This window comes from Bacillus sp. VT 712, assembly GCF_001614195.1.
GTDB classification, from domain to species: domain Bacteria; phylum Bacillota; class Bacilli; order Bacillales; family Bacillaceae_H; genus Priestia; species Priestia flexa.
Map to the genome: position 1 here is coordinate 124351 of NZ_LWBK01000010.1, position 14607 is coordinate 138957.

Consider the following 14607-nt stretch of genomic DNA (forward strand, 5'->3'; position numbering starts at 1 on the left):
CTTTATCCAAACATTTGACCAAGAGGCCCTTCGTCTGCGATTATATCTTGAATATCATAAATAGAAATAGGAAAGTAAGGAATCCCATATGCATACGGTGCTAAATCATAGAGCTGATAAAATAACATAAGCGACTTATCGGCAATATAAAAGTCTTGATTTGGGTTAATTCCCGTATATTCTCCGAGAACCATAATGTCTCGTTCTTTAATCTGATTCTCCACGAGCTCAGATAAGCGTTTAACATAATTGCTGTCAGGCTTAAATAAATCCTTTAGTTTATATACCTTTCCATTCTTTGTATTAAAGGTGATAGGTACGACAACGGTTAATCCATGTGCACCACCTGAAAAAGCATAGTTTATGAGCGTTAAGCTCAGCACATCACGCTGATTGTTTTTCAATTCATAGTATCCTGTTTCGGTCGTATCAGGGTTTTTTCCGTACCCTTGTTGAACAATTAATTCGTTTGTTCGCTTTAAGAGCTTAGCGTTCATTTTATACTGAACTGCTTGATTAGCCATTCCATGAATGACCGGGTAAACCACGTCTAATTTTGGTTTCACGATGCGCTGAGAATATACAAGAAGCGGCAGCGTAATCAATTTTCTCATCTCCCTTTACACTTGGTTACATCTTAATGTATTCTCCTCACCATCATTATACGACAACAAGAAAGAGTTTGGGACATAACAAAATGATTGCTTCTAAAAGACGAACACTAGCTGTTCCCATCTCTTTGATTTGTCTCAACACGTTCGTTCCATTGCGCTACGGCCACTCGCTTTCCGCGGGGAGGAACCTGAGCTTCCTCGCTGCGCTGCGGGATCTCCGTTTTCCCTCTCTTTCCCGCAGGAGTCGAGTGTCCTACGCTCCATTCCACCCTGTTTCCAACATTGTTTTCACAATCAACCAAAAAAACTTGAACGATTAAAAGTTATGAACTCTCAATCGTTCAGGTATAGTAGAGGCTGAACTACTTATGTCTCAGTCTCTTTCTTGTGTCTAGGGTTTCACTTTAAATTGTTAATTGTTTTCGCTGCATCAACTGTATTTTTCAATAGCATCGTAATCGTCATTGGACCAACACCGCCTGGTACTGGTGTAATATACCCTGCTACTTCTTTTGCTGGTTCATAATCAATATCACCAACAAGCTTTCCATTTTCCATCGTGTTCCCAACGTCAATAACGATAGCACCTGGCTTTAAGTCTTCTGCTTTCACTAAGCGTGGTCGACCAACAGCAGACACTAAAATATCAGCTTGCTTGATCATTGCTGATAGGTCTTTTGTGCGTGAATGAGCAATCGTTACCGTTGCATTTTCTTGAAGAAGAAGCATAGCAACCGGCTTTCCAACAATGTTGCTGCGACCAATTACAACTGCATGTTTACCTGAAATCTCTTCACCTGAACGCTTGATTAGCTCAATGATTCCGTGTGGTGTACATGGGAGATAGCACTCGTCTCCAATCACCATATTTCCAACACTTACAGGGTGAAAACCGTCTACATCTTTTTTAGGAGAAATCGCGTTTAACACAGCTTTTTCATCAATATGATTTGGTAATGGCAGCTGTACTAAAATTCCATGTACAGCTTCACTTTCATTCAGCTGTTGAATTTCTTGTAATAATTCTTCTTGTGTAATGTTAACATCACGCTTAATTACTTCTGATGCCACGCCAATTTCTTCACATGCTTTTGCCTTAGCTTTCACATAAGAGTGTGAAGCTGGATTATCACCTACTAAGATAACTGTAAGTCCTGGTACAACACCTTGCTCTTTTAATTGTGCGACTTCTTCTTTTAAATCGGCACGTAATTCTGCTGCTACTTCCTTACCTTTAATAATCGTTGCTGTCATGTAAAACGGCTCCTTCCAAATCTTTATCTACGAATTATATTAAATAATCTAACACAAAAGTTCGTATTTTTTCAACATTTTTATAAAAAACTATTATTTTTTTATATATAATTCAAAAATAAACGGATAATATCTACAAAAAAACGTGTATGATATAAATCACACACGTCGCTTGCTCTATTCGTCATCTTCCATTAATCTTCCATAGATATGACTAACAATTACTTTTAACACTGTATAAGTTGGCAGTGCTAATAACAATCCTAAAAATCCAGCTACGCTACCCGCTATTAATAAAAGCAAAATCACGGTTACAGGATGAACGTCAAGCTTTCTTCCCATTACTTGAGGAGAAATTAAGTTACTTTCAATTTGTTGAATAATTAGTACGCCTAAAATAACGTAAAGCGCCATATACGGATCTTGAATTAATCCCATAATGACACCAGGAAGAGTCCCAATAAACGGTCCAATAAACGGAATAAGATTCGTAAATAATGCAATTAACGCTAACACAAGTGCATTATCTAACCCAATTAATAAATACCAAATATAAACGCAAACCCCAACGAACATACTGACAATAATTTGCCCTTGGATAAATGCACTCAATCCTGTATTTATCTTACTTAAAATTCCGTCGATATCATGACGATAGCGCTTTGGTGTCAAACGAACGATGCGCTTAGGTAAGTTTTCTCCATCTTTTAACATATAGAATAGTACAAACGGAACGGTAATAATGACAATAATTGTGCTTGTCAAAACGTCAAAAATCTTTAACGTACTTGTACCAATCGTCGTTGCCATATCCCCCACGTTCCCAAGTATATCAGTCAAGCGCTGCTCTAAATCAAACTTTGTTGCTTCTTCCGCAAAGCGAGCGGTGAACGGTGAATGTTGGAGATCTTTAATTAAATTCATCACGTCTTTCGCGAGCGTTGGTAGATAATTTGCTAAGGACAACAGCTGTTCTTGAATAATAGGATATAAAAATACGATTCCACCGGTTAGAAAACCAATGAATGAAAGAAAAACAAATAGAATCGCTAATGTTTTGGGGACCTTTGCTCTCATAATCAGTCGAACAATAGGGCTAAGTAAGTAATACAAAACCCCTGCGATTAAAATCGGAGCTAATATAGTTGTAATCATAACGCCAATCGGCTGTAAGATATACTGCACTTTTGACAGCATAAATAGAATTAATAATAATAATAAAATTCCTAATCCACTTTTAAAGAAACGCGGCATTTTCACACAATCTACTCCCTAATTTTATCTTAATTTATTTGTTAACTTTACTAGCTTAAAGATTCACTCCTCCTTACACATGTATAAATATATGTATTTCGTATATACGTAAATACGAACTATATTTCATCTAGTTTCATATTTTTTTAAAATTTTCACATTGTACTTTATCATACCAAATTAACAGGAAAATTCAAGAAATCCGGTCTCATCATACACAAAAAAAGAGCTGGGACATAACCAAATGGTCCTTTTAACTTGTTTCCGGAATGAACAAAAAGATATCCGATCTATCAAAAGTCGTTAACTTCTAATAGTTCGGATATCTCGTTAGCTAAAATATTTATACCCCAGCATAAAATTTGTATAGAGGTTATGAAAAATCTTTATTATATTCCATATAAACTACTTGCGTAACCAGAAAATCTTCTACGCCGTGCTTACCATCCGCTCCTCCTAATCCAGATTGTCTCATACCAGCATGATAACCTTGCATGGCTTCAAAATTTTCTCTATTTACAAATGTCTCACCAAACTTTAATTCGTTTGCTGCTTTCATTGCCTCATGAATATTATCTGTATAGATTGATGAAGAAAGACCATATTTAGAGTCGTTCCCAAGCTCTATGGCTTTATCTAGGTCGTTATAAGTCATAATTGGCAGAACTGGCCCAAACACTTCTTCCTGCATGATTTCCATATCCTGCGTCACGTTCAATAAAACGGTAGGTTCGTAAAAATAACCTTTTTCTTTCTCTAAACGTTTGCCACCTGCTTGAATTTCCGCACCTTGCTTTACTGCATTTTCCACCATCTTTTCTACTGTTTCAAGGCGCTCTTTACTAACAAGCGGTCCCATTTCAACATTTTCATCTGTTAAAGGATTTCCAATTTTCACATTGGACATTTCCTGCGTCATCTTTTTAATAAATTCCTCCGCAACGTCTTCATGAACATAGACACGTTCAGCATTTGTACAAGCTTGACCTGCGTTTGTAAGACGAGATGTTTTAATGCTTTTAACCGCAACGTCTAGATTTGCATGCTTTGTTACGATGGCTGGCGCTTTCCCACCGAGCTCTAGGTTGACTTTGGTAATGTTTTTCGCTGCTGTTTCCATCACTTTTGTACCCGCCGGAACACTTCCAGTCATTGTGACAATGCCTACTTTCGGATTACTGGCCATCGCTGTACCAATTGTAGATCCTGTTCCTGTAATAAAATTATAAACTCCTGCGGGGAGCTCTTTCATGTGTGCAATAATTTTTGTAAATTCAGCAGCTGTGTTTGGTGTTTGTTGACTTGGTTTTAAAACGATGCTACAGCCGGTAATCAATGCTGTCGCTACTTTTCGCGCTAGAATAAACATCGGAAAATTCCACGGCACTATTCCTGCTACAACACCAATCGGACGTTTGTACAAAAAGATGTTTTCATTGCGTTGATCACTTGGAATAATTTCACCTTCAATGCGACGAGCCCATTCTGACATGTAGTAAAAGTACTCAATAGCAGTATCAATTTCTCCTTCAGCTTGATCTTTACTTTTCCCTTGTTCTTCCATAAGCAGCTCCACAAAACGTTCACGCTTTTCTTTTATTTGATTTCCAAGCTTTCGAACCACTTTCCCTCTCTCTGCAGAAGGAACCTTCTCCCACTTTTTTTGTGCTTCGTATGCCGCATCGATTGCTTTGTTTGCATCTTCTTCTGTACCCTTATAAATTTTCGAAATAACTTCTTCTGTAGAAGGGTTTACTACTTCAATCAATTCACTCGATGTTGAGTCTGTATACTGTCCGTTAATATACAATTTATGCGTCATCATTTCAGGCCCACTCCCCGTTATTCATTAAATAGTTAGTATGTTCTTATTGTGTATCTTCCACTCTTTCTGAATTTTAAACATAAAAAAGCAGGGAAGGTATTAAACCTATCCCTGCGTTGTTAATGGATTCATAAATTGCTTTGTTTTTAAATTCGTTATTTTATAAGGTTCAGTAGGTGCGTGAACAAAGTGACTTTCAGGCGGTTCGACCTTTTCCTCTACCCATTGAATAAGCAGCTCGAACGCCTGATATACGTATGGAAGCATGGGTTGAAGCTTACGATTGGGATCCACATGCTCATTCCAAACAAGCCCATCAATATGATTTCCATTTTCAATTACGTAATGACGGTGCCATTTAGCTTTACCTGTTTTTTTTACTAGCTGTTCATAAGGATAAGCATGTACGCGCGGGAAAATAAGGGTATCATATGCTGCCGTTACGCTAATTAAAGGCGCGGTAAGGTCTCCTGTGTTTTCAATTTCTTTCACTTTTTCTTTAACCTTCTTTGGGCGCTTTGCATAACTATACTGTTCAAAGATATCATCACGGGAACGGTCGCGGATACCTTGCTCATTCAAAGCTAAATATTCAGGCCACTGCAGTCTTTTAGGCGCATGAGAATCAAAATGATCTCGGTAAATATTAAGCGTTAAAAACCAATAATATTGATCGTGGTAAGGCCACAAAAATTCGGTTCCTTTAGGTAATCCAGCTTCATATAAAGAATTGACTGCTGCCAAGTTCCCACCATATAGAGCAGCCTTTGCTGACTGAACAACAGTTGTAAGAGATGTAATCAAGTTAGGCTCTTCTGCTCTCCAGAGTACACCTTCCCACTCTACAGCTCCGTTAAAAAGCTTAGGCTCACCGTTTTTCCCGTCGCTTTCTATCGCATACCGAATAACGTAGCCACCATTTGAAATGCCAAGACCATATGTCGGAATCTCAGATGCTACTTGATCCGTCTTACGGTGCGTAAATAAGTATTCTTGAGCATAGCGTACCGTCGCACGAAATTGCCTATTCCATTTAGCAATAGAGGCACATTCTACTGATAGGGCATTTTTTGCTTTTGCAAACGGATCACCTTCTTGCTCCTCTCCAGGTGTTCCTTTATCAGAAGCTACAAACGCATATCCTTTAGCTAGTACGTAGTCACTAAACAATAAATCGGTTGACGTTTCGCCTCGCGTAGCCGGAATACCAGCAGCCACTAGCTTTCCATTCCAATTATCAGGAATTCGCAGAACGATATTCCCATCTTCTACTCTATCTTTGACCTGAACTCCCGTAATCCCTTGAGGTTGATACATATGATACCATCCTGTTTTTTCTTGTTCGCTCCCCCAGGAAACAGGTGCTAAACCGCTATTTCCATCAACGGTTGCCGCTGCAAGCTGAGCGGGGTTTTTCGTTGTCAACCAGTTGTCATTTTTTCCATCAAATACTTGGACATTCACACTATCAATCTCCCGTCATATTTATATGTTATGGATGATTATCTAGGTGAAAACACTATAGTTAAATTTTACCTCTTCCATCATAAAAAGTATAGGTAAAGATTATAGAGGTGGGATAAAGATGATAAACGCTTGGGAACTAAGACTTACTTTTATAAACCCTGCTGCTCAGTCGTATGAAACATGGATAGTATCTGAGTTTGACCTTATTAAAGAACAAAACGTTATATCATACAAAAATCAATGTGCTTCTATACTCGGCTCGTTCACTGTTCCTTCCAATGAGATAACGCCGCTAAAAACTGCAATTGAAGTTGACTTACTAAAAATATTTGATTGCTATTATAGTAGCTTACCCGCTAAAGAAACCTTTCTTGATACACCTATTTATATTAACGTTTTAACAAAAAATTCAGCTTATAGTACATGGAAGTACTTTAAAACACCTCGATATTACTTAGAAAAACTTCACCAGTACACCAACCATCCCGTTTACTAATTGATAAACAATCATTTAATTTATACTAATTGAAAGCGAGTGAAATGGATGTATTATTACCATTGGAGCTACCCAGACTATACTCCAAACTATCATACAATGCCTCAATACACCTACGCTGTACCAACAATCAATACGTCTTACGAAGAACCATATCGATATGACGAGAGTCAGTATGCATACTTGCCTCATCAAGCTGAATTCATACGCGCTACTAAAGACGTAGACCGCGTGATGAAAATCTTAAAAAGGCAATACCGAAGTATCTATCGTGAAGCACAGCGTGGAGGCATGGACGATAAACTAACAGAATATTTGTTTCGTTCAATTGTAAGATTTGTAGATGATAACTATAGTAGCTTTACAGGAACGATTAATCAAAAAGTTGAAAAAGCGTACCGACAGCTTCAACGAAAAGAGCCGTGGATTTTTGAGCTTATGACGTTATACAGCGTGTCCCCTGCTTCACAAGCTCGCATCACCACAACTGTTTTAACCGTCGCTTTCGAGCATCTCCGCAAGAACCCTGGACCTGGGGCACCTAACCCACGCTAAAAAAGAGGACTACAGTGTAGTCCTCTTTTTAAACGTTATGGCAGTACAGTAGCTCCCATTAAGTAATGATCTACTTGTTTTGCTACTTCGCGCCCTTCATGAATAGCCCATACAATCAGGCTCTGACCACGACGTGCGTCTCCAGCAGCAAATACCCCTTCAACATTTGTTGTATATTTACCGTACGCTGCAGCCACTTTGTTATTTTTCGTTTCAACACCTAACTGCTCAAGCACAGGTTGCTCAGGCCCCTCAAAGCCAATTGCGATAAAGACAAGCTGAGCTGGCCAAACTTTTTCTGTTCCTGGAATTTCGTTAAATGTATAACGACCGCTTTCATCAACAAGCTTCTCCATTTGAATTGTATGAAGCTCCTTTAAGTTGCCATTTTCATCAGCCACGATTTTTTTTGTTTGAATTGAATACTCTCTCGGATCATCTCCGAACTTTGCTTGAGCTTCTTCATATGCATATTCAAGGTTAAATACTTGAGGGTACTCTGGCCACATGTTATCAGATGTACGTTCTGTTGGAAGCTGAGGATGCTTACCAAATTGAACGACGCTACGACACCCCTGACGTAGTGCTGTTGCTACACAGTCTGCTCCTGTGTCCCCTCCTCCAATAACAATTACATCTTTACCTTTAGCATCAATGTACTGACCGTCTTTGAAATTGGAATCTAACATACTTTTTGTTGTCGTTGTTAAATAGTTCATCGCAAAATGAATGCCTTTTGCTTCTCTACCCTCAATGACTAAATTACGCTGCTTTTGAGCACCTGTACAAAGGATAACCGCATCGTACTGCTCTTGAAGTTCCTCGCGCGTCACATCTTTACCAACTTCTGTATTTGTGACAAAATCAATACCTTCTTGCGTTAGTAAGCGAATTCTTCTTGCGACTACCTCTTTATCAAGCTTCATATTCGGAATACCATAAGTTAACAAACCGCCAGGACGATCTGCACGTTCATATACAGTGACTGAGTGTCCAGCTTGGTTTAACTGATCTGCACTCGCTAAACCTGCTGGCCCTGAACCGATAATTGCTATCTTTTTACCTGTGCGCTTCTCTGGGATACGTGGTGTAATCCAACCGTTTTCAAACCCTTTATCAATAATTGCTCGTTCAATATTTTTAATTGAAACCGCAGGATCTGAAATAGCTAATGTACAAGACCCCTCACAAGGCGCTGGACAAACGCGCCCTGTGAATTCAGGAAAGTTATTTGTTTTCATTAAACGATCAAGCGCTTCTTTCCACTGACCTCTATATACTAAATCGTTCCATTCTGGAATCAAATTATAAATTGGACAGCCCGATGTAAAAGCGTTAATATCCATCCCCATATGACAAAATGGAGTTGCACAATCCATACATCGTGCTCCTTGTCGACTCAGTGCTTCATCAGATAAAGGAGCAGCATATTCGTTCCAGTCACTTAAACGTTTTAAAGGATCTCTTTCTTTGCCTTTTTCACGTTTAATTTCCATAAATCCTGTTGGTTTTCCCATTTTACTCTCCCCTTTCTTACTGAGCTACCGCTTCTTGTTGTTTTGAAATTGACTTTTTTTCTTGCTGTGCATTTTCTTCAAACGCGCTCATGATTGCTTCCTCTTCAGAAAGCCCCGCTTCTTTTTGTTCTTCAATTCGAGTAATCATACGCTTATAGTCATTTGGAATAACTTTTACAAACTTACTGCTCATTTGTGACCAGTTTTCTAAAATAAACGCTGCTTTTTGGCTATCTGTATATTCAAGGTGACGCTCAATCATCGCTTTTACTTCGTCAGCTTCTTGAGCTTCTAAACCTTCAAAACCAATCATTTCTTGGTTACATAGTTTCTTAAATTCTGCTTTATCATCTGCTAGTACGTATGCAATACCACCTGACATACCTGCACCGAAGTTTTTACCAACAGTTCCCAGAACAACAACTCGACCGCCTGTCATATACTCACAGCCGTGATCACCGATACCTTCTACCACAACATGCGCACCGCTGTTACGAACTGCAAATCGCTCACCTGCTCTGCCACTTACATACGCTTCACCACTTGTCGCACCGATAAACGCAACATTTCCAACAATAACATTATCACCTGAAACGATAGTGGATTGCTTTGGCGCAGATACTGTAATCTTTCCACCTGACAAGCCTTTACCGATATAATCGTTGGCATCTCCTGTTAAATGAAGCGTCATACCAGTTGGAATAAATGCTCCAAAACTTTGACCAGCTGAACCTGAGAAGCGAAGCGTAATCGTATCCTCAGCCAATCCTTTCTCACCATAACGCTTGGTGATTTCACTACCAACAACGGTACCTACCACTCGGTTTGTATTGTGAATATCTAACGAAAGATCCACTTGATATTGCTCTTCAATCGCTTGCTGTACAGCAGGTAAGATTTTTTGCACATCTAGAGACTGGTCAATTTTATGATTTTGCGGCGTCTTAAACGTACGAATACCCTCTACCTGATGTAAAAGTGTTGTCAAATCTAAATGCTGCGCTTTCCAATGTGACTGTGCACGTTCACTAACATGCAGCACATCTGTACGTCCAACCATCTCTTCTACCGTTCTGAATCCTAACTCTGCCATAATTTCACGAACTTCTTGTGCAACAAAGCGCATATAGTTTACGATATGATCTGGCTCACCTAAGAACTTTTTACGAAGCTCTGGATTTTGTGTTGCTACGCCAACAGGACATGTATCTAAATGACAAGCACGCATCATGATGCAACCTAATACAATTAGCGGAGCCGTAGCAAATCCGTACTCTTCTGCACCTAAAAGTGCTGCCATAACAACATCTTTTCCTGTCATTAGCTTTCCGTCTGTTTCTAGCACTACTTTCTCGCGAAGACCGTTTAACATTAACGTTTGGTGAGCTTCTGCTAAACCTAGCTCCCAAGGTAGGCCCGTATGTTTAATACTCGTTTTTGGTGACGCACCTGTTCCACCGTCGTATCCACTAATAACAATTACATCTGCCACACCTTTTGCAACACCAGCTGCAATCGTCCCAACACCTGCTTTTGATACAAGCTTAACGCTAATACGAGCGTTACGGTTGGCATTTTTCAAGTCATGAATAAGCTGAGCTAAGTCTTCAATTGAATAAATATCATGATGTGGCGGAGGAGAGATTAAGCCTACTCCCGGAGTAGATCCACGTACATCTGCAACCCATGGGTATACTTTGTTCCCAGGCAGCTGTCCACCTTCTCCTGGCTTAGCACCTTGAGCCATTTTAATTTGCAACTCATCAGCATTCACTAAATAGTGACTTTTCACACCAAATCGCCCTGATGCAATTTGTTTAATGGCACTGCGACGGTTATCACCGTTTTCATCAAGCTCATAACGTCTTGGATTTTCTCCACCTTCACCACTATTGCTTCTAGCACCTAATTTATTCATCGCAATTGCTAATGCTTCGTGTGCTTCTTCACTCAAAGAACCAAACGACATAGCACCTGATTTAAATCGCTTGACAATAGAATCCACAGATTCTACTTCATCGATTGAAAGAGCTGGGCGTTCTTGTTTAAAGGCAAAAAGGTTACGTAAGAACCCGATACGCTCTTCGTTTGCAGCTTCTGAAAACTGCTTAAATAAATCATAGTCACCTTTTCGACAAGCCCATTGTAAGGTATGAATCGTTTTCGGGTTAAACGCATGATGCTCACCTGTTTTTCGCCATTGGAAGTCACTTCCTGACTCTAAAGTTTGTTCGTACGCTTCAGCATAAGCTGCTTCGTGTCGTGTGCGCGCTTCTTTTCCAATGACATCTAAGCCAATTCCTCCTAACTGAGATGCTGTACCTGTAAAGTAAGCTGCAATAACTTCTTCACCGATTCCAACTGCTTCAAAAATTTGAGCTCCTCGGTAACTTTGCACAGTAGAAATCCCCATTTTAGACATTACTTTTACAACGCCTTCGGTAACTGCTTTTACATATTTCGCTACCGCTACTTGATAAGAAGTTTTTAAATTGCCAGCTGCAATTTCATAATCATACGTTGCAAACGCTAAATAAGGATTAATTGCATCTGCTCCATAACCAATTAAAGCTGCAAAATGATGAACTTCACGAACTTCTCCAGATTCAATAACTAAGCTGACTTTTGTACGACTACCACGACAAATTAAATGCTGGTGAAGAGCACTTGCAACTAATAAAATTGGCATTGGTGCACGGTTTGCATTAATCTCTCGATCACTTAAGATTAAAATACTAGCACCCTCTACGATTGCTTTTTCTGCATCGTTAAATAAATCTTCTAAAGATGCTTTCAAATCATCCTTAAATACCGTTGAAAGAACAGCACTCTTGAAACCTTTAATGCTATCTTCTTTTAATGTTTGAAGCTGTCCATTCGTTAACACTGGTGTTTCTAGCTGGATGCGACGACTATTTTCTTTTGTTGGGTGTAGCAAATTGCCCTCTGCACCTAGCAGCGTCATTGTTGACGTCACCAGCTGCTCACGAATTGCATCAATCGGTGGGTTCGTTACTTGTGCAAACAACTGTTTAAAATAGTTGAATAAGGACTGAGGACGATCTGAAAGAACTGCAAGTGGCGTATCATTCCCCATTGAACCTAACGGATCTTTTCCTTCGTTCACAACCGGCAGTAAATATTTATGAATATCTTCATACGTATAGCCAAACGCTTTTTGACGAACAACTAAGTCATCAAAAGATTCTGGCTTTTCATCAGCTGAAGCAGCTAACTTTACCATCTGCTCATCTAACCACTGCTGATACGGTTCCGCTTGCGCCATTTCAGCTTTAATTTCTTCATCTGAAATGATGCGTCCTTCTTCTAAATCAATTAACAACATTTTCCCTGGGCTTAAACGCTCTTTATAAAGAACATTGTCCTCTTCTACTGGAATAACCCCTACTTCAGAAGAAAGGATAATATAGTCATCTTTTGTCACATAATAACGCGCTGGACGCAACCCATTTCTATCTAAAATTGCACCAATTTGTTTTCCATCAGTGAATGAAATAGCAGTCGGTCCATCCCACGGCTCCATAAGAGCACTATGGTATTCATAAAATGCGCGCTTCTCATCAGACATATGAGGATTTTCAGTCCAAGGTTCTGGAATCATCATCATTGCAGCATGCGCTGGCTTTCTACCTGCTAACACAAAGAATTCAAGCGCATTATCTAGAATGGACGAATCGCTACCTTCACTATCTAAAATTGGCAGTATTTTATGAAGATCTGAACCAAAAGCTTCTGATACGAACTGCTGCTCACGTGCTTTCATCCAATTTTGATTTCCACGAAGCGTATTAATTTCTCCATTGTGAATTAAATAACGGTTTGGATGCGCGCGCTCCCAGCTTGGAAACGTATTTGTACTAAAGCGTGAGTGTACTAAAGCAAAAGGAGATGTAAAGTTTTCATCTTGTAGGTCAAGATAAAATGCATCTACTTGCTCTGGTGTTAATAAACCTTTATAAACAATCGTTCTGCTAGATAAGCTTGAGAAGTAAACGCGATTTTTACGCTCTGCTGCCCAATATTCAGCTTGTTTACGAATAATATATAGTTTGCGTTCAAACGCTAAATCATCTGTAATACTTTCATCTGCACCAATAAATACTTGGCGCACGTGCGGACAGCTTTCCTTTGCTACTTTTCCGATTTTTCCGACATTTGTTGGTACAGTTCTCCAGCCTACAAGCGTTTGTCCTTCTTGTTCAATTAAAGCATTGATATACCCTTCAATTTCTTTTTGTTCTTGCTCATTATTTGAGAAAAAGATCATACCTACACCGTAGCGACCTTTTTGAGGTAATGAAAAATCAGTACATGCTTTTGTGAAAAAGTCATGTGGAATTTGAACCATTAGTCCCGCTCCATCACCCGTTAGCGGATCACTTCCTTGACCACCGCGATGATCGAGTTGACAAAGCATATTTAGTCCTTTTTTTACGATGTCGTGCGATGCCACTCCTTTTAAGTGTGCATATAATCCGATTCCGCATGCATCGTGCTCAAACTCAGGACGGTAGAGACCTTGAGCTTTCGGCATTTGATTGTATGTCATATTTTTCTCCCCCGTTCGTTTTCTTTATCTATTTATTAAGACCACTTGTTTATATTTTAAGTTTTCAAATTAATATAAACAATATATAATTTAGATGAAACCAATCTCATTTTGATATATAGAAAAGGAGTAAGCCGATGGAACTTAGACAATTACGCTATTTTATGGAAGTTGCCAGACGTGAGCACGTATCTGAAGCAGCTGAACATTTACATGTTGCGCAGTCTGCTATCAGTCGACAAATTGCCAACTTAGAAGATGAACTGGGCGTGGAGTTATTTCAAAGAGAAGGAAGAAATGTAAAGTTAACGTCGATTGGAAAGCTGTTTCTAGAACATACAGAAACGGCCATGAAAGCAATTGATTACGCAAAGGAACAAGTGGATGAATATTTAGATCCTGAGCGAGGAACGATTAAAATTGGATTTCCTACCAGTCTATCAAGTCATCTATTGCCTACGATTATATCTGCGTTTAAAGAGAATCACCCAAACGTCGCTTTTCATTTAAGACAAGGGTCTTATAAATTTCTAATTGAATCCGTTAAGAAGCGGGATATTAATATTGCGTTTTTAGGCCCTGTACCAGTAGACGATGAAGATATTGAAGGGCACATTTTATTTACAGAAAAGATACTGGCACTTGTTCCTTCAAGTCATCCTTTAGCAACACAGGAAAATTTACGCCTCCGCGATTTACGTAACGAAGATTTCGTTTTATTCCCAAATGGATTTGTGCTTCGTAAGATTGCCGTAGATGCTTGTAAGCAAGCTGGGTTTATGCCAAATATTTCATCTGAAGGTGAAGATTTAGACGCAATTAAAGGGCTAGTCTCTGCAGGTATGGGAATTACACTTTTACCTGAAAGCACCGTTTCTGAAACAACGCCCAGGTTTACAACAAAGATTCCTATTCACACACCTGAAGTAAAACGAACAGTCGGAATGATTATTCCAAGAAACCGAAATTTAGCACCTTCTGATCAAATTTTTTATGAGTTTGTTAAATCCTTTTTCGCTATGTTAGAACAGTATAAATGAAGAAACTCTTCATTT

At 39.2% G+C, this 14607-nt stretch carries 10 protein-coding genes; 3 read left to right on the forward strand and 7 right to left on the reverse strand.

Annotated features, from left to right (window positions below; all coding sequences use genetic code 11):
* Positions 1-2: 2 nt before the first annotated feature.
* From A2U94_RS06750 to A2U94_RS06770, 5 genes are all read right to left on the reverse strand, one after another.
* Positions 3-614 (reverse strand): DUF3298 and DUF4163 domain-containing protein, encoded by a 612-nt coding sequence (locus tag A2U94_RS06750; RefSeq protein ID WP_226373004.1) that lies wholly within the window; start codon positions 612-614, stop codon positions 3-5.
* Positions 615-1013: 399 nt separating this feature from the next.
* Positions 1014-1868: a bifunctional methylenetetrahydrofolate dehydrogenase/methenyltetrahydrofolate cyclohydrolase FolD gene (gene folD, locus A2U94_RS06755; protein WP_025908880.1), complete on the reverse strand. Its 855-nt coding sequence runs from the start codon at positions 1866-1868 to the stop codon at positions 1014-1016.
* A gap of 177 nt (positions 1869-2045) precedes the next feature.
* Positions 2046-3122: an AI-2E family transporter gene (locus A2U94_RS06760; protein ID WP_025908881.1), complete on the reverse strand. Its 1077-nt coding sequence runs from the start codon at positions 3120-3122 to the stop codon at positions 2046-2048.
* A 373-nt stretch (positions 3123-3495) separates the two neighbouring features.
* Positions 3496-4947, reverse strand: a complete 1452-nt coding sequence (aldA, locus tag A2U94_RS06765) for an aldehyde dehydrogenase (protein WP_025908882.1) — start codon at positions 4945-4947, stop codon at positions 3496-3498.
* Between the two features lie 105 nt (positions 4948-5052).
* Entirely contained in the window at positions 5053-6411 is a 1359-nt protein-coding gene (locus tag A2U94_RS06770) for a hypothetical protein (protein ID WP_025908883.1), read from the reverse strand.
* Positions 6412-6532: 121 nt separating this feature from the next.
* On the opposite strand from A2U94_RS06770, the gene A2U94_RS06775 reads away from it, so the two are divergent.
* Together A2U94_RS06775 and A2U94_RS06780 are read left to right on the forward strand one after the other, a co-directional pair.
* Positions 6533-6910 carry a hypothetical protein gene (locus A2U94_RS06775; RefSeq protein ID WP_025908884.1) on the forward strand — a complete coding sequence of 126 codons (378 nt, stop codon included), beginning with the start codon at positions 6533-6535 and terminating at the stop codon, positions 6908-6910.
* A 48-nt stretch (positions 6911-6958) separates the two neighbouring features.
* Positions 6959-7465 (forward strand): hypothetical protein, encoded by a 507-nt coding sequence (locus A2U94_RS06780; protein ID WP_224840366.1) that lies wholly within the window; start codon positions 6959-6961, stop codon positions 7463-7465.
* Positions 7466-7500: 35 nt separating this feature from the next.
* On the opposite strand, the gene gltD is transcribed toward A2U94_RS06780, so the two are convergent.
* Complete coding sequence (gene gltD / locus A2U94_RS06785) at positions 7501-8982, reverse strand: glutamate synthase small subunit (protein ID WP_025908886.1); 1482 nt, start codon at positions 8980-8982, stop codon at positions 7501-7503.
* Positions 8983-8998: 16 nt separating this feature from the next.
* The gene (gene gltB, locus A2U94_RS06790; protein ID WP_025908887.1) at positions 8999-13552 is read right to left on the reverse strand and encodes a glutamate synthase large subunit; all 4554 of its coding nucleotides are present in this window, start codon (positions 13550-13552) and stop codon (positions 8999-9001) included.
* Between the two features lie 137 nt (positions 13553-13689).
* Between gltB and gltC the strand changes: the two genes are divergently transcribed.
* A complete protein-coding gene (gltC, locus tag A2U94_RS06795) occupies positions 13690-14592 on the forward strand; it encodes a glutamate biosynthesis transcriptional regulator GltC (protein WP_025908888.1) in 903 nt (300 codons plus the stop codon).
* Positions 14593-14607 lie beyond the last annotated feature (15 nt).

Bases quoted from the DNA above. Each gene is read 5' to 3' on its own strand.
- A2U94_RS06750 (WP_226373004.1), bottom strand. From the start codon at position 614: ATGAGAAAATTGATTACGCTGCCGCTTCTTGTATATTCTCAGCGCATC.
- folD (WP_025908880.1), bottom strand. From the start codon at position 1,868: ATGACAGCAACGATTATTAAAGGTAAGGAAGTAGCAGCAGAATTACGT.
- A2U94_RS06760 (WP_025908881.1), bottom strand. From the start codon at position 3,122: ATGCCGCGTTTCTTTAAAAGTGGATTAGGAATTTTATTATTATTATTA.
- aldA (WP_025908882.1), bottom strand. From the start codon at position 4,947: ATGATGACGCATAAATTGTATATTAACGGACAGTATACAGACTCAACA.
- A2U94_RS06775 (WP_025908884.1), top strand. From the start codon at position 6,533: ATGATAAACGCTTGGGAACTAAGACTTACTTTTATAAACCCTGCTGCT.
- A2U94_RS06780 (WP_224840366.1), top strand. From the start codon at position 6,959: ATGTATTATTACCATTGGAGCTACCCAGACTATACTCCAAACTATCAT.
- gltD (WP_025908886.1), bottom strand. From the start codon at position 8,982: ATGGGAAAACCAACAGGATTTATGGAAATTAAACGTGAAAAAGGCAAA.
- gltB (WP_025908887.1), bottom strand. From the start codon at position 13,552: ATGACATACAATCAAATGCCGAAAGCTCAAGGTCTCTACCGTCCTGAG.
- gltC (WP_025908888.1), top strand. From the start codon at position 13,690: ATGGAACTTAGACAATTACGCTATTTTATGGAAGTTGCCAGACGTGAG.